This window comes from Streptomyces sp. NBC_01351 (assembly GCF_036237315.1).
Classification (GTDB): Bacteria; Actinomycetota; Actinomycetes; order Streptomycetales; family Streptomycetaceae; genus Streptomyces.
Map to the genome: position 1 here is coordinate 58,173 of NZ_CP108357.1, position 20,434 is coordinate 78,606.

26 protein-coding genes are annotated in these 20,434 nt (G+C 69.6%); 19 read left to right on the forward strand and 7 right to left on the reverse strand.

The features are described from left to right. Positions 1-857 precede the first annotated feature (857 nt). Entirely contained in the window at positions 858-1,265 is a 408-nt protein-coding gene (locus tag OG625_RS39410) for a hypothetical protein (protein WP_329391471.1), read from the forward strand. A gap of 48 nt (positions 1,266-1,313) precedes the next feature. Here the strand turns inward: OG625_RS39410 and OG625_RS39415 are convergent, their stop codons facing one another. The 3 genes from OG625_RS39415 to OG625_RS39425 form a co-directional block, all read right to left on the reverse strand. After that, on the reverse strand, positions 1,314-2,138 hold the full coding sequence (locus OG625_RS39415; RefSeq protein WP_329391473.1) for a DciA family protein: 825 nt from the start codon (positions 2,136-2,138) through the stop codon (positions 1,314-1,316). After that, positions 2,135-3,895, reverse strand: a complete 1,761-nt coding sequence (locus OG625_RS39420) for a hypothetical protein (RefSeq protein WP_329391475.1) — start codon at positions 3,893-3,895, stop codon at positions 2,135-2,137. The genes OG625_RS39415 and OG625_RS39420 overlap by 4 nt, the downstream gene beginning before the upstream one ends. A gap of 748 nt (positions 3,896-4,643) precedes the next feature. After that, on the reverse strand, positions 4,644-4,910 hold the full coding sequence (locus tag OG625_RS39425) for a helix-turn-helix domain-containing protein (RefSeq protein WP_329391477.1): 267 nt from the start codon (positions 4,908-4,910) through the stop codon (positions 4,644-4,646). A 329-nt stretch (positions 4,911-5,239) separates the two neighbouring features. On the opposite strand from OG625_RS39425, the gene OG625_RS39430 reads away from it, so the two are divergent. Further along, entirely contained in the window at positions 5,240-5,890 is a 651-nt protein-coding gene (locus OG625_RS39430) for an HAD family hydrolase (RefSeq protein ID WP_329391479.1), read from the forward strand. Between the two features lie 4 nt (positions 5,891-5,894). Next, the gene (locus OG625_RS39435) at positions 5,895-6,734 is read left to right on the forward strand and encodes an NAD(P)-dependent oxidoreductase (protein ID WP_329391482.1); all 840 of its coding nucleotides are present in this window, start codon (positions 5,895-5,897) and stop codon (positions 6,732-6,734) included. Positions 6,735-6,741: 7 nt separating this feature from the next. Here OG625_RS39435 and OG625_RS39440 read toward each other — a convergent pair whose 3' ends face one another. From OG625_RS39440 to OG625_RS39450, 3 genes are all read right to left on the reverse strand, one after another. After that, positions 6,742-7,311 (reverse strand): phosphotransferase-like protein, encoded by a 570-nt coding sequence (locus tag OG625_RS39440; protein ID WP_329391485.1) that lies wholly within the window; start codon positions 7,309-7,311, stop codon positions 6,742-6,744. Beyond that, entirely contained in the window at positions 7,308-8,345 is a 1,038-nt protein-coding gene (locus OG625_RS39445; RefSeq protein ID WP_329391487.1) for an AAA family ATPase, read from the reverse strand. Before OG625_RS39445 ends, OG625_RS39440 begins: the two co-directional genes overlap by 4 nt. Before the next feature lie 180 nt (positions 8,346-8,525). Then, the gene (locus OG625_RS39450) at positions 8,526-8,855 is read right to left on the reverse strand and encodes a GntR family transcriptional regulator (RefSeq protein ID WP_329391489.1); all 330 of its coding nucleotides are present in this window, start codon (positions 8,853-8,855) and stop codon (positions 8,526-8,528) included. Between the two features lie 126 nt (positions 8,856-8,981). Between OG625_RS39450 and OG625_RS39455 the strand changes: the two genes are divergently transcribed. The 8 genes from OG625_RS39455 (at position 8,982) to OG625_RS39490 (ending at position 14,185) form a co-directional block, all read left to right on the forward strand. Further along, positions 8,982-9,335 carry a hypothetical protein gene (locus tag OG625_RS39455; protein ID WP_329391491.1) on the forward strand — a complete coding sequence of 118 codons (354 nt, stop codon included), beginning with the start codon at positions 8,982-8,984 and terminating at the stop codon, positions 9,333-9,335. Between the two features lie 277 nt (positions 9,336-9,612). Next, on the forward strand, positions 9,613-10,104 hold the full coding sequence (locus tag OG625_RS39460) for a hypothetical protein (protein ID WP_329391493.1): 492 nt from the start codon (positions 9,613-9,615) through the stop codon (positions 10,102-10,104). Between the two features lie 224 nt (positions 10,105-10,328). Then, complete coding sequence (locus OG625_RS39465) at positions 10,329-10,478, forward strand: hypothetical protein (protein WP_329391495.1); 150 nt, start codon at positions 10,329-10,331, stop codon at positions 10,476-10,478. Beyond that, a complete protein-coding gene (locus OG625_RS39470; RefSeq protein ID WP_329391497.1) occupies positions 10,475-10,666 on the forward strand; it encodes a hypothetical protein in 192 nt (63 codons plus the stop codon). The genes OG625_RS39465 and OG625_RS39470 overlap by 4 nt, the downstream gene beginning before the upstream one ends. 168 nt (positions 10,667-10,834) lie before the next feature. Further along, on the forward strand, positions 10,835-11,140 hold the full coding sequence (locus OG625_RS39475; RefSeq protein WP_329391499.1) for a WhiB family transcriptional regulator: 306 nt from the start codon (positions 10,835-10,837) through the stop codon (positions 11,138-11,140). A 313-nt stretch (positions 11,141-11,453) separates the two neighbouring features. Then, entirely contained in the window at positions 11,454-13,136 is a 1,683-nt protein-coding gene (locus OG625_RS39480) for a DUF2637 domain-containing protein (protein WP_329391501.1), read from the forward strand. A 202-nt stretch (positions 13,137-13,338) separates the two neighbouring features. Beyond that, positions 13,339-13,968: a hypothetical protein gene (locus OG625_RS39485; RefSeq protein WP_329391503.1), complete on the forward strand. Its 630-nt coding sequence runs from the start codon at positions 13,339-13,341 to the stop codon at positions 13,966-13,968. 1 nt (position 13,969) lies between these two features. Further along, positions 13,970-14,185, forward strand: a complete 216-nt coding sequence (locus OG625_RS39490) for a hypothetical protein (RefSeq protein WP_266449437.1) — start codon at positions 13,970-13,972, stop codon at positions 14,183-14,185. Between the two features lie 391 nt (positions 14,186-14,576). Here the strand turns inward: OG625_RS39490 and OG625_RS39495 are convergent, their stop codons facing one another. Next, positions 14,577-14,843 carry a hypothetical protein gene (locus OG625_RS39495; RefSeq protein ID WP_329391506.1) on the reverse strand — a complete coding sequence of 89 codons (267 nt, stop codon included), beginning with the start codon at positions 14,841-14,843 and terminating at the stop codon, positions 14,577-14,579. Between the two features lie 31 nt (positions 14,844-14,874). Between OG625_RS39495 and OG625_RS39500 the strand changes: the two genes are divergently transcribed. The 8 genes from OG625_RS39500 to OG625_RS39535 all read left to right on the forward strand — a co-directional run bounded on the left by OG625_RS39500 (position 14,875) and on the right by OG625_RS39535 (position 20,418). Next, the gene (locus tag OG625_RS39500) at positions 14,875-15,345 is read left to right on the forward strand and encodes a hypothetical protein (RefSeq protein WP_329391508.1); all 471 of its coding nucleotides are present in this window, start codon (positions 14,875-14,877) and stop codon (positions 15,343-15,345) included. Between the two features lie 17 nt (positions 15,346-15,362). Continuing rightward, the gene (locus OG625_RS39505) at positions 15,363-15,755 is read left to right on the forward strand and encodes a hypothetical protein (RefSeq protein ID WP_329391511.1); all 393 of its coding nucleotides are present in this window, start codon (positions 15,363-15,365) and stop codon (positions 15,753-15,755) included. 14 nt (positions 15,756-15,769) lie between these two features. After that, positions 15,770-17,938: a hypothetical protein gene (locus OG625_RS39510; RefSeq protein ID WP_329391513.1), complete on the forward strand. Its 2,169-nt coding sequence runs from the start codon at positions 15,770-15,772 to the stop codon at positions 17,936-17,938. Further along, positions 17,935-18,393 (forward strand): DUF6197 family protein, encoded by a 459-nt coding sequence (locus OG625_RS39515; protein WP_329391515.1) that lies wholly within the window; start codon positions 17,935-17,937, stop codon positions 18,391-18,393. The genes OG625_RS39510 and OG625_RS39515 overlap by 4 nt, the downstream gene beginning before the upstream one ends. A 17-nt stretch (positions 18,394-18,410) precedes the next feature. Continuing rightward, positions 18,411-18,575: a hypothetical protein gene (locus OG625_RS39520; protein ID WP_329391517.1), complete on the forward strand. Its 165-nt coding sequence runs from the start codon at positions 18,411-18,413 to the stop codon at positions 18,573-18,575. A 150-nt stretch (positions 18,576-18,725) separates the two neighbouring features. Continuing rightward, positions 18,726-19,061: a hypothetical protein gene (locus OG625_RS39525; RefSeq protein WP_329391520.1), complete on the forward strand. Its 336-nt coding sequence runs from the start codon at positions 18,726-18,728 to the stop codon at positions 19,059-19,061. Positions 19,062-19,611: 550 nt separating this feature from the next. Beyond that, positions 19,612-19,854: a hypothetical protein gene (locus tag OG625_RS39530; protein WP_329391523.1), complete on the forward strand. Its 243-nt coding sequence runs from the start codon at positions 19,612-19,614 to the stop codon at positions 19,852-19,854. Between the two features lie 171 nt (positions 19,855-20,025). After that, complete coding sequence (locus tag OG625_RS39535; RefSeq protein ID WP_329391525.1) at positions 20,026-20,418, forward strand: hypothetical protein; 393 nt, start codon at positions 20,026-20,028, stop codon at positions 20,416-20,418. The last annotated feature ends 16 nt before the right edge of the window (positions 20,419-20,434 follow it).

Here is a 20,434-nt window from a genome sequence, read left to right on the forward strand (position 1 = left end):
CCCAGATGCGGGCCGCCGGTCTCGAACCTCTGGCACCGTACCCGGGGCGGAGCAATTCCCCCTGGCTCTGTCGCTGCACACGGTGCGGCGCGATCGTGACTCCCACCTTCCGGTCTGTTCGGCGCGGCAGTTGCGGCTGCCGTTCCTGCGGATACGCCAGCCGCACCCCGAAGAAACCAGTATCGACGGACCAGGCCGTCGCCGACATGCGCGCGGCTGGTGTGGAACCCCTGGAGCCCTACCCAGGAGCAAACCGCGCGTGGCGCTGCCGATGCGTGTCATGCGGCCGGGAGGTGGCGCCCAGCCTGTCCAATGTGCGCATGGGAGGCGGCGCATGTCGTCACTGTGGACGGGCCAGGGCCGGAGCTGCCTCTCGCACTGATGCGGATGAGGCTGCCGATGTGATGCGCGCGGTGGGGCTCGAACCCTTGGAACTCTATCCCGGCAGCAATAGGCCGTGGTCCTGCCGCTGCACTGCCTGTGGCAAGACCAGCAGTCCCCGGTATGCAAACGTCAACAGCCGTGGCTCCGGCTGCGTGCACTGCGGGAGAAGGCGAGGGGGTGCTCAGCGACGGAGCGATCCCGAGGCGGCAGTGGCCGACATGCAGGCCGCGGGCTTCGAGCCCTTGGAGCCCTACCCGGGTCGGGTTACGGACCATTGGAGGTGCCGCTGCACCACGTGCGGCAACATCGTGACCCCGAGGTACGCCACGACCCGCAGGGGCATCGGCTGCTGGCACTGCGGCCACAATAGGAACCGCGTCGACTCCGACCAAGCCGCTGCCTCCATGCACGCTGCTGGCCTCGAACCTCTGGAGCCCTACCCCGGCGTGGACGCCCCGTGGACATGCCGCTGCATGCGGTGCGGCAACACCGTCAAACCCAATCTCACCAGCATCCGCGCTGGTCAGGGCTGTTGGTACTGCGCTAAGCGCGGTATCCAGCTCACCACCCCTGCCCTCCTCTATGTGCTGCACCACCTAACGCTCAACGCTGTCAAGATCGGCATAACAGGGGCCGCGGACCGGAGCCGCCTCGATCAGTTCCAGCGTCACGGTTGGAGCATCTACCGCACCGCCCGTTACGACACCGGGGAGCAGGCCCGGACCGCCGAACAGGCAGTCATGGCCCAGATACGTGCACGAGGAGTCAGGCACTACCTCACCCCCGAGGTCATGCCGAATGGCGGCCACACTGAGACATTCGACGCGGACCTGTTGGGTCCGGAGGACCTTTGGCGCATGGTCAGCGCATTGAAGGCCTGACCCTGCTGCGGGAGCACTGCATGCCAACGCGCAGCGTACATGGTCCGCTCATCCAGTGAGGTCCAGGCGCCTGGGCTCGGTGGCCACGAACAACGAGGTGAGCCCAGCCTTCTCCGCCCGGGCCCGGCGCCGAGCGGCAGCTTCGGTGGCTGCGGCCTGGCGACGACGCTCGGCACGGGCGTCCTCGATCGTGTCCGGCCCGCCGTCCGGATTCGACTCCGGATCGGGGAATGCGCGAGGGTTCGCCTCACGAAGGACCCTGTTCTGCCGCTCCACCGCGGCGGCGATGGCCGGGTCTGCCTGCCGCTGCGTGTGGACCTGCTGGTGGGCTTCGAGTGCACGGCGGTAGCCGGCCGACGCCGTCTCGCGAGTTCGAACCGTGCCCTGCGGGGCCGAGGTCCTGACCAGGTCCGGTTCGGCGGCCGCGCTGGGCGAGGGCAGCAGTCCGGGTGGCAGCACGCGGACCATACGGACCGCTTCTGTGCGCGCGGACTGGTTGGCGTTGGCGATGATCCGCGACGTCTGCAGGCGTGCCTTCGTTGCCCAGGCAGTGGAGTCGGGGCGCAGCGTCAGCTCTCCGCGCTCCGCGTCGTAGCCCACCGCAGCGATGTGTCCGGCGAGGTCGGGGGCGAGGGCCGCCCAGCGTTCGCACAGCCCGGCGCCGGCCGCCGGGATCTCCCAGTCGCGCTCGGCCATCAGCGCGGTGAACGCCTCGCCCAGGCCCATGGGGGCGCGGCCGTCGCGCCGGACCTCCCGGGTCAACCGCGGCTTGCTCTTCGCCGTCCGGGCGCCGTTCTTCTTCGCGGCTTCCCGCGCTGCCCGCAATGCAACGCGGGCCAGGTCCACGCCGCTGGGCTGGGGTGGCTGGCTCATGACGCCACCACCTCGTGGGCGAGCTCCTGGGAGCGGTGGGTGAGGCAGACGCTGCGGGTCGGCAGGGCCCTACGGGTGCAGAGCGTCTCACCGTCGCGGCCGGAGCATGTCCCCGGCACCGACGGCGCAGCGGGAGCGGCAGGCTCGACGGCGGCCAGGGCGTCGGCCTCCTCGCGGCAGAGCTTGCACAGCCCGGTGTCGACGGCCAGGCCAGTCAGGAAGATTCGGCATCCGCAGCCGACGCACGAAGAGCGCTGCGGGCCTTCGGGCTCCCGGGGTACCGGCACCCGGGCCGGGCGCCGGATGGCGGCCTCCAGTTCGCAGTCGGTGCAGCGCCCGGACGGGCCGGGCCGGGTGCCGTGCTGGGGGCACAGGCCCTGCTCCAGGTGCTGCTCGCGCTGGCGGGATGCGTGCCGGTCCTGGATGGTCTCGGCGCACAGCTCACAGGCCGCACCGGTCCGCCAGATAATCCCGGCCTCGCAGTCCTCGTAGCCGCAACCCCACCGGGGCAGGGCCACCCCGAGCAGCCACCGGCCCGGGTCACGGATGTCCGAGAGCGCCACGGGGGCCAGGCGGGCCGTCAACCGGTGCCGAAGGCGGTCGGGGGCCGTGCCCCCGTGCAACTGACGGCCCACCTCACGGGCGATCTTCCGGGCGACGAAGCTGCTGGTGACCTGCTTCAGCAGCACGTGGACCGGCTCCAGCACGGCGTAGATCTCCGGGCTCATCGCCAGCTGCGGTCCGGTGTACGACGACCGGGCCGACCCCCCGGCCTTGCTGCTGCGCTTTTCGCCGTTCGGCTTCGAGGAGGGCTGGCTGATCTCACCCGCGCGCAGCGCGACACCATCCCCGCTTTCCGAACGCGCCTCCGCGTCAGCCGCGATTTCCACAGCCTCAGCGCCCTCAACTACCCGTACCTCGCCTACGGCGGGTGAGGTGAGTGCGCCCTCGTCATCAGGTGAGTCAGTCGTAGGTGATTCCCTATTCGCGAGGGATCCCTCACCAAACGACAGACCCGATCCCTCACCAACCAGCGAACTACCCGCCCTCTCCACAGCACCGCCCACGGGCTCCTGCACGCACTCCTGGACCGTCTCCGGCTCCGTGTCCGCGGCCTGCTCACCGTGGCCCACAGCGGCTGCGGGGGCGATGTCATGGGCGATGAACCGGTGACGGCCCTGCGCTCCTGCGCGCCGCTGCACCGTCACCCACCGCGCCGCCTCCAGACCGTCGATAACCTCACCGGCCGCCGCCGCCGTGATCGGCTGGCCGGCCCTCTGACCCGAGTGGTGCCGCAGGTGCCCCGCCAGCTCCCCCTCGGTCAGCGCAATGCCCATCTGCTCCGCGAACGCGATCACGGCGAACGCACGCAGCTGCCTGGGCGTGAGGTCCTCCGAGGCGGCCACCGGCAACCACACGAACTTCTCCGTCCGCGTCATCGGCCGCACCGTCCGCAACGCCGACTCACCCTTCCCGCCGGGCAGGGTGCGACGGGTCGACCACAGCTCTACGACCCCGTCCAGCCCAGGACGGGTCAACTGCGTCATGCCCCGCTCCACCGACGCCACCGACAGCCCCAGGTACGAAGCGATCGTCGCCGACCGCGCCTGACACCCCTCCGGCCGCGCACCCAGCGCCTTCACCTTCACGTACACCGACAGCGCCACATCCGCGTAGAACGGCGACGACACCAACCGCATCGGCACCCGCACCCGCTGCCGACGCACCGGAACGCCGTCGGCCACGGCAGAAGACATGGACGAGCGCGGAGCGGGGATCATCACGGCGGCCGGCGCTACCGCAGCTACACGACGGACGGCGGGATGTCCAGGAAGCGTGATTTCCAGTCGACAGGTCTGATAGTCGGGCAAGGTGGGAGCAAACGGGGCCTCGGTCGTTTGCTTCCCGGCGAAACGATGAGGGTGCAACTTTTCAGGGGACACCACATCGGGCACTATGAGGATCGACCACCTATCCATATGGATGCTGAGACCGGCCCGCCACGCGGGCTGAGATCGCTTCTCCTTGGGTATGTGGACCGCCCCCTCCGTGAGGAGCGGGCGGCCGGACGAAGAGCAGCGGCGACCTCCTTCGGTTTGTCGATGTGAATCGGACGGGTGTACTGGCGGCCCTTGGCGGGGCCGGTAGTGCGACGCAGACGCCCCTTGGCGGGGGCCCTGCGGAACTGCAACTGCAACTGCAGTTGGACCTTGGCTAGAGGCCCTCGTGGCCCTGGCTAGGGGCCTGTCCCGCTGATAAGGCGGGGTTGGGTTATTGCGCAGATGAAGAAACGGCTCCATGAGCCGAAGCTCAGGACCCGGGTGGTACCGGAAACTGAGCAGGCCGGTCCGGGTGGTAAATCCGGTCGGCAGACGGGCCGCGTAAGCGCCGACAGAGGGTGGCTAGTCCACTCCTAGGCGCGCGGCCGATGGCCGCTAGGTCATCCCATCCCCCTTGAATCGGAGGTTGGCGTCAGCATGCCCACACGTGGCTGCGTGCGTGAGGTCAGCCCGCATCGGGCACCTCCACCGCTTCTGGGTGCTTCTCGGCCAGTCGACGAAGGAGACGGGCATAAGCATCACGCCAAGGCTGGCGGGGCTCTGTCTGGCCCGACTCCCAGCGCAAGATCGTCAGACGCTTCACCTGGAGCGCATCGGCCAGCTGTTGCTGTGTCAGGCCATCTGCGAGGCGGAGTTGTCTCCGGACGGGCGGAGCGGGAAGGTCGGGGTCGCGGTCGACCAAGGCATCAACGGCCTTGTTCAGATCCGACATCAGAAACCTCCCCTAGCCAACACTGATGCTGTGAAAGATACATGAAGGCGGTGATCTTCGGTACCGCAAACGAGCGTGTTCCCGCTTGAGACGCCGACCACCCCCACCCGACTCGACACCCTTCGCTGACGATCTCTCTATCCTGACCTGAAAACGGCCAGTTCACCGCCGTAGGGCCCTCAAATCCCAACAGATTTAGGGCAGTAGTTCCAGCGCGCTTCGACAAGGAATTCGAACCCTCCCGCGTGGTGGGAAAGTGGACCGCAAAGTGTCCCGCCATACGGGATGCCCACCAGCCGCGAGAACGTCAACGGGTAGGGTCCATGCCCGTGCACCGCCTTGCGATCTTCGACCTGGACGACACGCTGATCGACCGGCGGTCGGCGGTCGGCAGTGCCGTCGCCAGCCTCTGCCTTGCACGCGACTACGAGCCAGCCGTCGAGCAGTGGCTGCGCGCCGAGCTGGCCGATCGCGCGAACCCCGCGGACTTCGCCCGACTCAGCACGGTCTTCAGGCTGCAGGAGCCGGCAGAGGAACTCTGGCAGGAGTACGTCGACCTCATGGGCGCCTTCGCCGCATGCCGCCCAACCGTCCTCGAAGGGCTGGCCCAACTTCGCGCAGCAGCATGGACGATCGGCATCGCCACTAACGGCCCCAGCGATATCCAGCGTGCCAAGCTCGCCGCGACCGGAATCACCGAGCTGGTCGAGGGCATCGCGGTCTCCGGCGACATCGACGCCCGGAAACCTGATAGGCGACTCTTTGACCTCGCGGCTACCCGCTGCGGCCGACGACTCTCCGACGGCGGCTGGATGATCGGCGACAATCCAGCCGGTGACATCGAGGGCGGGCGCCGAGCGGGCCTGCGCACTATCTGGATCCGCGGCCGAAGCTGGCCCGACCCGCTCGCAGAGCCGCACCACGCCGTCGACGACGTCACCGACGCCATCGCCATCCTTCTCAACGAACTCCCGGAGTAGCCCTATGGACCAGCCCACCGTCGGCGTCCTCCACCCCGGCAGCATGGGCGCCGCCGTCGCGGCGTGCGCCGCGGCCAACGCGATGTCCGTCCTCTGGTGCGCCGAAGGGCGCAGCCCGGCGAGTGCAGGACGAGCAGAACGGCTCGGCCTGGAAGCGGTGCCGACGCTGCAGGAACTGCTGGATCGTTCGGACGTGGTGATCAGCCTCTGCCCGCCAGCCGCAGCCGAGGACCTGGCCCGCGACGTTGCTGCCCACGGCTTCACCGGCCTGTACCTGGAGGCCAACGCCATCAACGCCGACCGCGCAGTACGGATCGCGGATCTCCTCGGGCCGAAGGTGGCCGTGGTCGACGGCGGCGTCGTCGGTTCCCCGCCGGTGAACGGCAAGACGCCGACCCTGTACCTGTCCGGCGCGGCTTCTGCGACCGCTCGCGTGGAGGCGCTCTTCGCTGGCACCGCGGTGCGGACGAAGGTGCTGGGCACCGAGGTCGGCCAGGCGTCCGCGCTGAAGCTGGCGTACGCCAGCTTCCAGAAGGCCTCGCGCGTGCTGGTGGCCCTGGCGATCGGGTTGGCCCGCGAACACGGCGTCGACCAAGAGCTCATCGACATCGCCTCCCGCCGCACCGACTCGTACCTCTCCGAGCCCGAATACATTGCGAAGACAGCGGCACGTGCATGGAGGTGGGGGCCCGAGCTGGAGGAAGCCGCCGACATGCTCGAGGCCGCCGGCCTTCCCCCCGAGATGTTGCACGCGGCCGCGTCCACGCTGGCCCGGTGGGACGACGTCAAGGACGACGGCAAGCTCACGCTCACCGACGCGCTCGATCGGCTCGCCCGGCCGTAGCCCGCGCTCATGCCGTCGCCGCTCCCGCTCGCTGGTCCAGAAGCTCGTCGATGGCCCGCGCCGACTCCTCTGGCGACGACGTCATCGTGTCCACTGTCAGGTCCCAGACCGTTTCCGGGTGCACGTCCAAGTCCTTGCGGGTCGCTTCCCACGCCGCGATGCGCGCCGTGGTGTCGCTGTCGCCCCGGCCCGCAGACCGCTGCGCAGTAACCTCGCGCGGGCACCACAGAAGCACCGTGGCCCAGTCGGCGGGGTAGCGGTCGACCAGGGCTTGGATGCCGTCGACTTGCCCGAGATGCACCACCGGGACCCCGGCCGCGAACGCCTCATCCAGCCCCGGCCGGTCGATCACGTACGTGTTGCCGTACCGCGAGTTCGCGTAGACGACATCGCCCGCGGCCTCCAGCTCGCGCAGCTGATCCACCGTGCCCATCCGGTAGCCCGTGGCCTTGCCCGAGCCAACCTTGAGCCGCTCGAACTGCCGGTACCGCAGGTTCAGCTCGGCGAGCGCCGCCGTCACGGTGTCCTTGCCCGCAGCCGGCGGGCCGTACAAAATCACGCCCTGCTTCCGGCTCATGAGTACATCGCCCCCATTGCCTGCCGGGCCTGGTCGGCGAGTGTTACCGCGGTCCCCAGCCGGTTGTCGACGACCAGGTGCGACACAGCCGGGCGCACCTCCAAGTCGATGGTGGCCAAGTACTCGTCCCACCGCTGCAACTTCCAGGCGTCCCGGGCGGCCGAGCGGAAGCCGATGTACTCGCGCATCGACTCCTCGTCGCAGCGCACCCACACCGGAAAGACGTCGACGCCCATGGAGCCGGCGCGGTTGGTCAGCCGCTGCATCCAGGCCGGATCCGTCATCTCCGCGATGAACGGCGCGGAGAGCACCGTGCTGATCCCGCACCGAATGTTCGCCATGGCGGACTGCATAAGACAGTCGTACTCCACCGGCCGGACCTGGGTTTTGTAGAGGTCGGTGTGGCGATCATTCGGGTCCCCACCCAACGCCATCAGCAGCTTTTCCACCAGCGGACGGGTCAGCGGGTCCTTGTCGAGCAGCGGCCAGCCGGTGAGCTGAACGAAGAAGCGCGCCAACTCGGTCTTGCCAGAGCCGGCGTAACCGCCGACCAGGATCAGGACAGGGCGGTGCGGATCGCCGCCGGTGTGACGGCGCTTCCACGCGTCGATGATGCGCTGCTGCAGATTGAAGTGATCGGCCTCGTCGCTGCCCGGCGCGATCCGATGAATCGCTCGCTCAACAGCCAGGACGTGCGAACCGTTAAGGCGGTCGTCCATCGGCGTGAGCTTGAAGGACGTCTCCTCACCAGGCAGGGCAGTCCTGAAGCCGAGGTCGGGCTCAGTGGCTCGATAGAGGAGGCAATAGGCGCGCCGGTAGTGCGGTCCCGGGTAGACCTCGCCTTGCTCGTGCTGCCATAAGGTCTGAGGATTCGCGGCGGGGATCCCCTTCAGCTTGGCCTGCTCAGCGACTTCACGAAGCCGTTCGCCGGCTTTCTCCAGGGTGAGCCCGTGAGCCTCCCGCTGCTCACGCAGCCGGTCCGGTCGCCATCCTGCTCGCTGCTTCCCCACCCTCTGCCCCTCCGTCATCGTCATGCCCGCGAGCCTAGGGCGCGGGCCCCAAATCCCGTGCGTACGTGGATGTTGAAAACCCGTGAATGAAAGTGCGTACGGGCTTCTACAAGCCGCTGTGATGTTCCATCTCTGCCGTCAGGAGTGTGATGGGTCACACAAGGCGACCTTGGGGGAACGGTGGCAAGCGCAGCGCTAGGGACATCAGTCGGACTTCTGCTCCAGTCTTTCCAGACGGGCAGTCAGTTCATCTACCCGCTCTTCGAGACGACGGATGGCGTCAGCCGTCGAGTCTGCCTTTGCGCTGGCCTGCTCGCTGACGAAGCTGCCGCGGCCCTGGTGGGAGTAGACGAGACCCAAAGCGCGCAGTTCCGTGAGAGCGCGCTGCACCGTGCCAGCCGCGACTTGGTACTCCTCGGCCAGGGCCTTGATGCCGGGAATCTTTGCACCAGCCGGGAGCCGGCCGGTCGCGATCTGGTCGCGGACGTCTTGAACGATGCGCTGGTAGGGCTGCATGGCCTCGGCGTTGGTCATGACCGTCATCGTAGATCCACCTCACCGAGTTAGTCGGGTTCGTCAGCTAACCCCTTGACACCCATCGACAGTATCAGCAAAGCTAGCACTATCGACAGGCCGGACCGGCCTGAAAGGGGCGTAACCATGTCATTTACGGATGAGTGCTTCGATCTCGAAACCCAGCGTCTTCTCGAGGCCGTGGCTGTCGACATCCCGGAGTTCGGCGACATCGATCTCGACGTCGCGTTCGGCACGCCGCTGGAGATGTACGAGGCCGGACCCCTCCCCCACGAGCGGCTGGACGGCCTGGACTTCACCGCCGCCCTCGCCGCGATCGAGGCCCGCGAGAACCGAATGCTCGCCGCCCGCGACATCGCCGCCGACCCGGCCGTCACCACCCTGGTGCGCGAACGCCTGGTCGACGTGCTCCTCCCCTACGCCGCGCAGCTGCGCATCACGCGGCCGGCCCCCGCAGCGCGCTTACCGCTCGCGGCCTAGCTGCAGCCGGGTCCTCACGGACCCGGCTCCTTCACCCGGAACCGCCGACGGCGGCGCCGGATGTGGGAGCCGGAGCCTCGACTCCCCAACTTCATAGCCGGCTCGCGCACCCCGGGTGACGGTCTTCGGACCAGAGGTCCCTGGCCGAGTACGGCAGCACCACCTGATGCAGCGGTTGCGCTGCCCGAACAGCCACGGATCCCGCCCCGGCAGTGGTCCGGGCTGCCCGGAGAACGCAACCGATCCCGTGAACTTCCCCGCGATCAGGGAGACAACGATGCGTCCCAGCAGCCGCCCCGCCCTCCTGCTCAGCAAGATCCCGCCGCACCACATCAACCTCGCCGACGGTGAAAGCCGCACCGCCGTCTGCCCGGACTGCGAGACCTGGCACCCGATCCAGCGCCGCATGATCAAGACCCACCACCTGGAGCGGACCGGCCGTGGCGTCGGCGGTGAGGCGCCGCGCTGTCCCGGCAGCGCCCGCCGCATCGAGTTCGACATCACCATCGAGCAGTGGGGCGAGGCCCTCTCCGCGGCCGAGGCCACGGCTGCCGCCCGTCGCTCGAAGCGCATGATCCGCAAGGCGCAGCCGCAGCCTCTGCCAGCGGTCTCGCAGATGAGCGCCGCCACCGCTGCCGCGCAGCGGGAGCTCGCCGACCACGTCATCGACTGCCCGAAGTGCGCGAAGAGCCAGCGCTGCACGCCGGGGGCGGAGTTGCAGGCCCGCAGTCGACTGCGTCCTACCCACCGAGGGGCGCGCCTCGCGTAGCGGACCGACCTGACGAACTACCACGGCCGCCGCCACCCGCTTGGGTGGCGGCGGCCGTGGCTGCTCGTACGACAGCCAACACGACGACAGCCCCAGGGGGCCATCCCTGGGGCTGTCTGACGGACCTATCTGGAGGCCCGGATGTACGACAACAGCATCGCACGCACCAACGGAGACTCCGACACCGACATGGACGAGGCCCTGCGCCGAGTCCGCGAGGGGCGGTGACCGGCATGGACTGGCGCCGCAACGCGATCTGCCGCGAGGAGGCGGACCCCGAGCTGGTCCTCCTCCTCATGGCCGACGACCGGGACGAGCTGAGCAGGAAGCTCGCCGAGATCAACCGACGCTCGTCACAAGGCAGCGGCCGATGACCGAGCCCAACAACCACCCGCTGTACGTCCGCTACATGGAAGCCTTTAGCGCCTCCACGAAGCACACCGGCACCTGCACGGCCTGCCAGAACAGCCAGGACTGCGCGACCGGGGAGCCGATTCACACGGCCTTCGCCAAGGCCCAGGACGCCTACCAGGCCCGGCAGTCCGCGAAGCGCCGCAGCTGACCCTCCGGCATTGCCCGTCGTCCCCGCGCCTACTAGGGCGGGGCCGGCGGAGAGCGCCGGGAGCTCGTGCTCCTTGTCCCGCGCTGGCCGTCCGGCCGCAGAAACAGAACAGCCCCGGGGATGCCGCCCCGGGGCTGTCTCGTACGCACGGACCCTCTGGAGGCCCTCATGCGCACCATCGTACGCACCCACTCCATCCCGGCCGCCGACCCGATCGCGGCCCTCAAGCGGCCCCGGCCGGCCTGCGCCGAGACGGACCCCGAGCTGCACTTCCCCAACGGCAACACCGGCCCGGCGCTGCTCCAGATCGAGGAGGCCAAGGCCGTCTGCCGCAGTTGCCCGCTGATGGAGAGCTGCCTCCAGGGTGCGCTGGACCGCAACGAGCACTACGGCGTCTGGGGTGGCCTCTCCGAGGACGAGCGCCGCGCCCTCAAGCGCCGCGCCGCCCGCAACCGGTCGCGCGCGGCCGCCTGATCCGCCCGCACCGACCGCTGAACCCTGGCGGCCGGGGCGGGCGGTGAAGGGGAGCCGGACAGCCCGGAGCTGCTTTCGAGCCCGCCTGGCGGGAGCCGTCCACGGTTTCGAGCCCGCCCCGCACCACTCTGCAGACCGGCATCCCGCCTCCCGGGCCGCTGGCCTTTTCGTGTGCCGGGAGCGGGTAGAGCCGGTGTTCGCTTCGCAAGCAACAGCCCACACCGGCCCCTGTTTCGAGAACGCGCTTACTGCGTTTCGGGAGCACCGGCCGCCGTTTCGACCCCGCCCTGAACGACCCCTCTCGGAGGCCCCCATGACGATCACCGAAGTGCCGCAGAGCGCGGCGCCCGACACCCCCGTTTCGCGGCCGTCGATCGCCGTTTCGGACACGCCCGAGAGGCTTTCGGGCGCGGCCGGGGGCGGTTCACGGACGGATAAGCGGAAGCCGATCAAGCCCGCCCGTGACCGGCTGATGACCGCCTTGTCGCTCGCCGCCGCCGTCGGCGGGACGTTGGTCGGCGTCATCGGCTTCGCGATGTCCTACAGCACCCTGGCAAAGGTCGCCCTGAGCTGGGGATTCAGCACCGAACTGGCCCCCTGGTTCCCGGTCGGCGTGGACGCGAGCATCATTGCGTTCCTCGCCTTGGACCTGTACCTGATCCGCAAGAACACCCCGTGGCCGTTGCTGCGGATGGCCGCTCACGTCATGACCGGTGCGACGATCTGGTTCAACGCGAGCTCGCAGGGCCAGATCAGCGCGGACCCGGTCAAGGCCGCCTCCCACGGGGTCATGCCGGTCCTGTTCGTGATCGGCGTGGAGGCTGCCCGCCGCCTGATCATCCAAAAGGCCAGGCTGGAGGCGGGAACGGTCACCGACCGGATTCCGATGCACCGCTGGATCCTCTCGCCGTTCGCGACGCCGAGGTTCTACCGCCGGATGCGGCTGCACGGGATCGCCTCGTACCCGGAGATGATCCGGCGCCAGCAGGATCTCATCGGTTACGAGCAGTGGCTCAAGCGCAAGTACGACGGCGACCTGAGCAAGGCGACCGAGGACGAGCTGCTGCCGATGAAGATGGCCGCCCACGGATACACGGTCGCCGAGGCCCTCGCGATGCCTGAGCGGCAGGAACGCGAGGGTGAGGCCCGCGCGGAGGAGGCCGAACGCCGGCGCCTGGACGCGGAGACGCGTCAGGAGCTCGCGCGGAAGCAGGCCGAGGCCGACCGGCTGGAGGCGGAGGGCAAGCTCGAAGCCGTCCGCGCCCGGGTGGAGGGCGAGACCGGTCAGGCGCGCGCACACGCCCGAGCCCAGGTCAGCGCCGCAGAGCGGGCCGCTGAGCTGGAGGAGGCGGCGCTGGAGACGGCCGTCATCGCCGAGGCCCGCGCCCGCGAGGCTGAGGCGGCCCGCAAGGAAGCCCAGGAGCGCGAGGCCAAGGCCGCCGCGGACATCCGCGCGGCGGAGCTGGAGTGCCAGGCGGCGGAGAAGCGGAAGCTCGCGGCGGAGGCCGACCGGGTCGCCGCGGCGGAGGCGCAGGCGATCGAGACTGCGGAGATCGCGGAGGCCCGGCAGCGTGCTGCCGAAGCCGATCGGGTCGCTGCCGAAACGGAGAAGGCCGCTGCCGAAACCCGCCGCCGCGCCGCCGAAGCCGACCGGCTCGGGGCGGAGGAGAACGAGCGCAAGGCGCTCGCCGACGCCAACACGCAGGCGGCCCGGAAGCGCGAGGCCGAAACCGAGGTCGCTGCTGCCGAAGCGCGGCTCGCCGCCGCCGAAATCGAGCGGCGCGCGGTCGAAATCGAGGACAGCGCGAAGCTCACTCCGCGCGAGCGGGCAGTCCGCAAGGTCGCCCGGATGATCCTCGCTGTTGGCGACGACGCCAGTCGGCCGACGCTCGCAGATATCCAGCGTGAGCTGGCGGTGTCCTCCACGGACACCGCCTCGAAGTACCGCCAGGAGGCGGTCGACCTGCTCGCATGCGGCTACCGCCCGGAGCAGTGACCTGACCCGCACCAGCGTCCGACACCAACAGTGAAGGCCAGCCCAAGTCGAATTTGGGCTGGCCTTCGCCGCGACTGCCGGAAGCAGCAACAGCCTGCCCAGTAGACCAAATTCACCGCCCCCAGCAAGTCCGCGCCCGGCGCAGACCTGCCGAGGGAGGGCTTGACCGGCCGTATCCACAGCACTGGAAGGAGGAACCGCCATGTCCGGAATCGACTGGGACGAGGAGTTCTCCCGTATGAACCCTGAGACCCCCGAGAAGCCCAGCACGTCGTCCAAGTTCTCCGTCAAGCTCGGCGGGGTCCGCCGCAACACCGCCGCGCTCGCGGTGTGTGGCACGATCGCCGTCCTCGCGGTGTGCGGGACGGTCGTGGCCGTCACCAGCATGCAGGGCGACCAGGCCGCCCAGGACCGTGCGCGGGCCCAGGAGAAGGCCGCGAACGCCCTGGTAGAGGTCGAGGCCGACAAGCAGCGGGCACAGACCGAGGAAGCCGCGGCCAAGACGCTCTACGAGCGGGAGATGGCCGTCTACCTGGAGTGCATGAAGATCCGGGCGGCGGCGGTGGCCAAGGCGGCCTCGTACGACGTCGCGAAGATCCCCGCCTGCGACGCCCCGACCCTCGGCGGCGCGGCCCCCAAGGCGCAGGAGCCCACGGGGGCCGGCGGCTCCATCACCTCCAGCCCCTGGCTGTGGGTGGCGCTCGTCGGCGGCGGCGGCCTCCTTGCCTATAAGAAACTTTCCGCGCCCTCCAGCTCCTCCAGTTCCGCCTCCGGTTCCAGCGCGGCCGTCGCCGCGAACAATAAGGGATTCACCTTCGAGAAGGGTGCATGAAATGACGCTCCAGTTCTTTGCCCTGGCCCTGTTCTGCTGGGCGCTGTTCTTCACCTTCAAGAAGACGAAGGGAAAGCAGATGGCGATCTGCCTGATGCTGATCGTCTCTGGGATCTTCCTGCCGTACACGCCGTTCAGCGACGAGATCCGAGGAACCCTCGAGTCGGTCTTCAATACCGCGAACACCACGGTCAGCAACGTCGGCACGTCACGCTAGGCGACCAGCCGCGCGGTTACCGGTTACCGGTTACCGGTTACAGGCCGCAGACGCCGCCCTCACGCTGCACTGGGCGGCCCGAACCGGCGTCCTCAGGGCCTGTAACCGGTAACCGGTAACCGCCGACAACTACACAGTGTCACGGAAGGAGGCTCGTGGAACTCCTCATTCTTCTCGCCATCACCTACCTCACCGGCGTCGACAACACGCACGACAAATACGAGAAGGCGGGAATTAAGAAGCCTGAAAAGAAGACGAAAGACAAATGGCAGCCGACGCGGGCACCGGATACCTTCCGGAATGCCTCCTACAACGCGGCAGCGAAGACGCATTACGGGCTGCTCGCAGGCGCTCATTGGGCCGGTGGCCTGCGTGACGGATGGCGATCCGCCTACATGAAGAAGCCGGGAACCACTCCTTCCGGTTCGTCTTCCAGTACGGCTCCTTCGGGGTCCTCCGGGCGCCGGTCGGGGACCACCATTCCGCCGCAGCCCACCACGCCCCCGACGGCTTCGGCGCCGACCACCACAGCCACCACGCCGCCGACCACCACGCCGCCGACCACGCCGCCGCCGTCGTCGTCGGCCGCGCCTCCCACGCCTGCGCCGGGTCCGACCATCCCGCCGCCCGGCACCGTCCCTCCGCCTCCGACCGTCACGCTCCCCGACCAGATCAGGAAGGACCCCGCGATGCAGCCCAACCCGCCCGTTCCGCACACCGCGACCGTCGACGACAAGGGTGTCCACGTCACCACGGCCGCCGGGAAGAGCCGCACCTACAGCGGTGGGGAGGTCATGACCCTCACCCAGGTCATCGACCTCGCCGAAGGCGCCGCCACCCTGTGCCAGTCCAGCTCTGAGAAGTGCCTGGAGCTCGTGGACGAGTCCGCAGAGCTCGCCGCGGACTGCGACGTGCTCATCGCCGACATCACGGAGAAGGGCGTCGGCGCGAACCTCATCGCCAAGTGCGAGTTCCTCAAGGAGCAGCTCGACCTCCAGGCCGCCGCCGCCAAGAAGCTCCACGACCAGATTCAGGGCGGCGAAGAGGCATGCCGGACCGCGTCCCAGAACGCCGAGGTTCGGCACGGCCAGATCTTCCGGGCCGTCGCCGACTCCCCGCTGACCAAGCCCGCCGAACGCGACTTCTACAACGCCCGATGAGACGAGGAGAGGCCCGCATGTCTGTCACCGAATCCCTCAAGGACGCCGCGAACTACGCGGCGCTGCGCGTCAAGCTCGCCTGGCTCACCCACAAGGTCCACGAGCACGCCGAGACCGTCACCAAGCTTGCCGCCGATGTCGACGACACGGCCGAGCAGATGCTCGACGCCTCCGAGACGATGAAGGCGCTCGCCGTGGACACCGCCACGACCGCCGAGTTCGCGGACGCGGCCGTCACCATGACCGGCGCGAAGGAGGCGGCGGGCGAGTACACCTCCGCGGCGGACAGCGCGGCCGCGGCCGCCGACGACGCGAAGACGACCGTCGAGTCCGACCACGGGGGCATCGCCGACGCAGTGGACACCTCCCCCGTCGACATGGCCGAAGCCGTCTTCTACACCCAGCCGTAAGGAGAGCAGGACCCATGGGGCCGACCCGAGCACAGTTCATCCAGTACGCGCCCGCCGCTCTCGCGGTGGCATCCGCCACCGCCGGCCCATGGTCCGCCCTCGCCGCCGCAGCGGCCGGAGCGGGGGCGTGGGCCATCCACGCTTCCGCTCCCGCCCTGCGCTCCCTGATCGCCTGCGGGATCACCGCCACCGGCTGCGGCATCGCCGCGCACCAGGTCCTGGCGAGCGGCATGGACCCGCTGTTCGCCCTCGGGCTCGCGGTCCCGGCCGGGGCGGCCGCCCTGGCCCATCACCGCAATACCGTCGGCGAGCTCCCCGCGCTCCCTGCCACGACCGGGGCTGCGGCGACGGGGCAGAGCTCGCAGGCGCAGCTCATCGCTGCTTGGTGGGCGGAGTTCATCTCCGGGCCCACGCAGACCGAGGGCCGCAAGCTGATCCAGGCCGGGGCCGAGCTCGCGCAGCTCGTCCTCGACGTCGGGGACGACCACGTGTCGTTCACCGGGATCATCACGCTGCCCCAGGGCCAGCAGGTCCGGGTGAAAGGTGCGGACATCGCGGCCGTCTACCAGATCCCTGTCTCCCAGGTGGAGATGGGAGACCCGAAGCACTACGCGCCGAACGCGCTGCCCGTCGCCGTGCACCTGAAGATGGCGGCGGCCCAGCCGGAGATCGCGGCCGGCGCCCCGACGACTCCTGAGCAGGTGTGGGCCGCGTACGTCGCGATCCCGGAGGGAGCGATGCCCGGCACGACCCTGTCCCTGACCCGTTACGACGGGCCCCTGGACTGGGAGGGAATCGCCACCCGCGACCGCAAGGCGATCGGGACCGTCAACATCCAGGACCTCGCGGGGAACCTGAACCTGGAGACCATCCAGGTCGCACTGGCGCCCACCGATAAGCCCTCGCAGATGGGGGTGCGCGTGATGAAGGAGCACGCGCTGATGCACAGCACGATGCTCTCCTCCGTCGTGGACGAACTGTCCATGGACTCGCGCGGATACGTCCGCCTGGGCACCTACATCGACGCCAACGCCGCCCTGGTCCCCCTGGCCCAGCCCGGTTCCGGCGCCCGCCACCTGTACCTCGTCGGCGGCTCCCGCTCCGGAAAGTCCGGAATCCTGGAACAGATCCTGCTCTCCGCCCACAAGTCACGCATCGCCGTGATCCTGGCGTCCCCGCAGGCCGGAACCATCGCCGGAGCGGGCCTGGCCGCCTACTGCGGTGACGGCCTGGACGAGGCGATGGGCGCCCTGCGCCTGGCCTACGCGCTGATGCTCGACCGCGAGGCCCGCTACCGCTCCCCCGCCTTCCCCTTCACCGACCCGCTGATCGCGTTCATCATCGACGAAGCCCACATGCTGCTGTCGGTCTCCTCGCCGTACCACGCGGAGGCCAAAGCCATCGTCGAGCAGCTGACCCGCCGGTCCCTCAAGCGGGGTATCGGCGTTCTCCTGGCCACCCAGACCCCGCTGGCCGAAGACCTCGGCAACTCCACGGTCATCCGCTCCCAGCTCCTCATCGGCGGGGGCGCGGTGTTCCTGCGCTGCGCCAGGGGCCAAGGCTCCCTGGTCGGCGCGAACGCGGTCGAGGGCGCGGAGGGCATCGACCTGTCGAGGATCCCCTCCTCGTGGCCCGGGCAGTACGCCAAGGTTGCCGACCGGGACATGAGCGGCCTGGCCACCGCGGCCGCCGCCGGCCCCGAGGACGGCACCTTCGGTCTCGGCTACCTCCTCACCCCAGGATCCCAGGCCGTGCAGTTCCGTTCCCTGCACCTGGACGTGGCGCCCGTCTCCCTCGCCGGAGACATGACCCCAGTCGCCGTCGAGGACTGCGACGCCTGGCAAAACCGGGAGGCGATCGCGCAGACCCCGATGGTCGACCAGCGCGGCAAGAACCTGGTGGGCAGCCTCGCCGACGCCCTTACGCCGGCGCAGCAGGACCCGTCCGCACCACAGCAGCAGGTCGTGGCGGGCCCCGCTGGCCCCGCGGCCCCCTCCGACGGACAGGAGCTGATCAAGCCGCGCATCCTCGAACTCCTGCGAGACGAATCCATCCCCATGACCGCCGAGACCATCGCCCGAAAGCTGGGCACGTCAGCGAAGAACATCAAGCCGCGCCTGTCCGAGCTGAAGAAGCGGGACGAGGTCATCAACGAGAACGGACTCTGGAGGGCAGCAGCATGAACACCCGCACCGAAAGCCACTTCACCCACATTGACCCGGACCTGTACGCGAAGGCGTTCGAACTCCTCGACCCCACCCCGGAACCCAACGCCCCCGCAGCTTCCGCCGCTCCCGCACCGGCATCCTTCATCCTCGCCGCGCCGCCGGTACGCCTGACTGGCGCCGTCGAGAAGACCCTCACCGACGCCCTCAACTTCCTCGACACCCACGGCTGGGCCAAGCACCGGCTCATCCACCCCGAAGGTGCCCGCTGCTCCATCGGCGCGCTGCGCGCGGCGGCCGGCGCCCGCAACGCCGCCTACGAGGGCGCGGGGAACCTGCTCCTGGACGAGGCCCGCCGGCAGCACGGCAACCAGTGGGAGTCGATCCCCTCCTGGAACGACTCCCACAGCGGTGCCCAGGTGCGTAGCGTGTGGGAGGCCGCCATCCGGTGCGCCCACCACATGAACATCTGAACCGGCTGGAGCTGCCCGTGTCGTTCTCGTTCACCGACCCCAAGCCGAGCAACGACGACCGTTCGTTCTCCTTCACCGGGCAGAACCCGGAGGACGTGGACCGGCAGCTCCAGGCGATCGCCGACATGGCACACCAAATCCTCCGCATGGTCGCCGACGTGCGCAGGCAGATCAACAACTGAGCCACACGCACCAGATGGCCAGCCGCGAGAACGCGTAGAAGGCAGCAGCCACACCAAACCCAAGCTCAACCCCGCGCCCCGCCTGGAGACCCTTCCCGGCGGGGCGTCGCACTGTCCTGCCCAAACCCCAGCCTCCAGGAGACACAGCCCGTGCGCCGCTACGTCTACCGCTGTACCGTCTGCCGCACCACCAGCCCCGTCGTCCATCAGCTCGACGACCTGGCCGCCGTGGGCGACGCCCACCGCCTCGCCCTTCACGGCGGGCACATACCCGACGACGAAGCCGCCGGCCAGGTCGACCGCCTCGGCCGCTGGTACGCCGCCCTGGGCCCGCTGATCGCGATGCACGCGCGCATCGCGGACGGGCTCAGCGACCTTCGCGACCCCAAGGGCACGGGGCACCCCTTCTGGGCCTCCGCCGGCGCCGCCCTCGTCCTCGGCAGCGCGGCCGCCCTCATCCTCGGCGTCCTCTCCGCCGCCCTGTGACCCCAGCTGGCCACCGGCCCGGCCGCCCCGCACACGGGCGGCCGGGCCGGTGCCCGGACAGGCCGACAGGCCTACACGCTCAACCCGCGCCCGCAGCCCCGTACCTGAGGGGCGGCGGGCGCAACCACGTGCACTCCACCGAGACGGAAGGGTTCATCGTGCTCGTTCCCCGCCCCGCCGCAGGATCGGCCGCCCGCGCCCTACCATCCCCGGTCCCCGCTGCCCCAGCGCCGGCTTCCCGGTACCTGGAGCAGGTGATGGCGCGGGTGCGGCGGAAGCGCTCCAACTTCTGTCCGGGCTCGCCGTCCTCGCCTGGAGCGCCGCCTCCGCCTTCGCGCCGCGCGTCCTGAGTCTGTGCCCGGAGATCTTCACGCACATCCACAACGCCGGTCACCAGATCGAGCCGCACATCCAGCTCCCGGCCGCCCTGCCGGCCGACGACACCCCCGACGACGTGCACCCGCTCCAGCGCTGACCCGACAGCCCACACCCGCCCGCTTCTCCTGTCTGGCGCGCCGCCCAGGGCGTGTCCCGATGTGAACGGACTCCCATGAACCAGCTCTGGATCGGCACCTACCACGGACGCCACGACGGCACCCAGGTCACGGTCACCGCCACCCGCGACGACACCCTCCTCGAGCCGTACGCCTGGACGTGCACCTGCGGAGCCACTCGGAGCTTCGCCGTCGACCACGGCCTGGCCCGCAGCGCCTGGCGGCACACCCACCCCACGCTCGTGGACCGGCTGCGGCCGTGGGTCGCCCGGCTCCGCCGGACCCGCCGAACGCGCTGACTCCCGACCCGACGACCCGCCCGGTCCTTGGCCGATACGAGGTCCCGATCGAGGCGCTGACCGAGCTCTAGTCCGTGACGGATCTCCGTGCTGCCTCGGCCCATCCCTGCGGGCCGAGGCAGGAGCGGTGCCCCCTCACACCCGTGAGCCCAGCCGAACCGGAGGTTCCACATGCACGCCGCCCTGCCCATCGACCAGCTCATCGGCCCCTACAAGGCAGCGGAGTTCATTGCCGCCTGCGTCACCGAACTCGTCACCGAGGACCACATCCCCGAGTCGGCCGCGTACGACGCGGTGTGCCGCGCAGTCCTGAACAGCGATCCCTTCGTCCTGGCGGAGGCCGGCCAGGTCTGGGCCCTGAGGCCCAACGACCACGACGACCTAAGCCGTCAGGAAGACCCCGGAGGTCACGACGACCGGCCCGGCATGCTCTACGTCGTCCGCCGCCTGCGAAGCGACCACGGCCGCGTCACCGTCGAGGACGAGTGGGGCGAGCGAGCCATCATCGGCGTCACCCAGCTCGCCGCCTACGAACTCGACCAGTGGATGTGGGCCCGGCCCTGACCGGAGGCACCCGCCC

What these genes read in the sequence shown, in the direction of transcription:
- OG625_RS39500 (WP_329391508.1), top strand. Translation starts at nt 14,875, where the DNA reads ATGCAGCCCAACCCGCCCGTTCCGCACACCGCGACCGTCGACGACAAG.
- OG625_RS39530 (WP_329391523.1), top strand. Translation starts at nt 19,612, where the DNA reads ATGAACCAGCTCTGGATCGGCACCTACCACGGACGCCACGACGGCACC.
- OG625_RS39460 (WP_329391493.1), top strand. Translation starts at nt 9,613, where the DNA reads ATGCGTCCCAGCAGCCGCCCCGCCCTCCTGCTCAGCAAGATCCCGCCG.
- OG625_RS39485 (WP_329391503.1), top strand. Translation starts at nt 13,339, where the DNA reads ATGTCCGGAATCGACTGGGACGAGGAGTTCTCCCGTATGAACCCTGAG.
- OG625_RS39435 (WP_329391482.1), top strand. Translation starts at nt 5,895, where the DNA reads ATGGACCAGCCCACCGTCGGCGTCCTCCACCCCGGCAGCATGGGCGCC.
- OG625_RS39440 (WP_329391485.1), bottom strand. Translation starts at nt 7,311, where the DNA reads ATGAGCCGGAAGCAGGGCGTGATTTTGTACGGCCCGCCGGCTGCGGGC.
- OG625_RS39475 (WP_329391499.1), top strand. Translation starts at nt 10,835, where the DNA reads ATGCGCACCATCGTACGCACCCACTCCATCCCGGCCGCCGACCCGATC.
- OG625_RS39445 (WP_329391487.1), bottom strand. Translation starts at nt 8,345, where the DNA reads ATGACGATGACGGAGGGGCAGAGGGTGGGGAAGCAGCGAGCAGGATGG.
- OG625_RS39505 (WP_329391511.1), top strand. Translation starts at nt 15,363, where the DNA reads ATGTCTGTCACCGAATCCCTCAAGGACGCCGCGAACTACGCGGCGCTG.
- OG625_RS39470 (WP_329391497.1), top strand. Translation starts at nt 10,475, where the DNA reads ATGACCGAGCCCAACAACCACCCGCTGTACGTCCGCTACATGGAAGCC.
- OG625_RS39480 (WP_329391501.1), top strand. Translation starts at nt 11,454, where the DNA reads ATGACGATCACCGAAGTGCCGCAGAGCGCGGCGCCCGACACCCCCGTT.
- OG625_RS39455 (WP_329391491.1), top strand. Translation starts at nt 8,982, where the DNA reads ATGTCATTTACGGATGAGTGCTTCGATCTCGAAACCCAGCGTCTTCTC.
- OG625_RS39410 (WP_329391471.1), top strand. Translation starts at nt 858, where the DNA reads ATGCGGTGCGGCAACACCGTCAAACCCAATCTCACCAGCATCCGCGCT.
- OG625_RS39510 (WP_329391513.1), top strand. Translation starts at nt 15,770, where the DNA reads ATGGGGCCGACCCGAGCACAGTTCATCCAGTACGCGCCCGCCGCTCTC.
- OG625_RS39450 (WP_329391489.1), bottom strand. Translation starts at nt 8,855, where the DNA reads ATGACCAACGCCGAGGCCATGCAGCCCTACCAGCGCATCGTTCAAGAC.
- OG625_RS39490 (WP_266449437.1), top strand. Translation starts at nt 13,970, where the DNA reads ATGACGCTCCAGTTCTTTGCCCTGGCCCTGTTCTGCTGGGCGCTGTTC.
- OG625_RS39415 (WP_329391473.1), bottom strand. Translation starts at nt 2,138, where the DNA reads ATGAGCCAGCCACCCCAGCCCAGCGGCGTGGACCTGGCCCGCGTTGCA.
- OG625_RS39420 (WP_329391475.1), bottom strand. Translation starts at nt 3,895, where the DNA reads ATGTCTTCTGCCGTGGCCGACGGCGTTCCGGTGCGTCGGCAGCGGGTG.
- OG625_RS39535 (WP_329391525.1), top strand. Translation starts at nt 20,026, where the DNA reads ATGCACGCCGCCCTGCCCATCGACCAGCTCATCGGCCCCTACAAGGCA.
- OG625_RS39515 (WP_329391515.1), top strand. Translation starts at nt 17,935, where the DNA reads ATGAACACCCGCACCGAAAGCCACTTCACCCACATTGACCCGGACCTG.
- OG625_RS39425 (WP_329391477.1), bottom strand. Translation starts at nt 4,910, where the DNA reads ATGTCGGATCTGAACAAGGCCGTTGATGCCTTGGTCGACCGCGACCCC.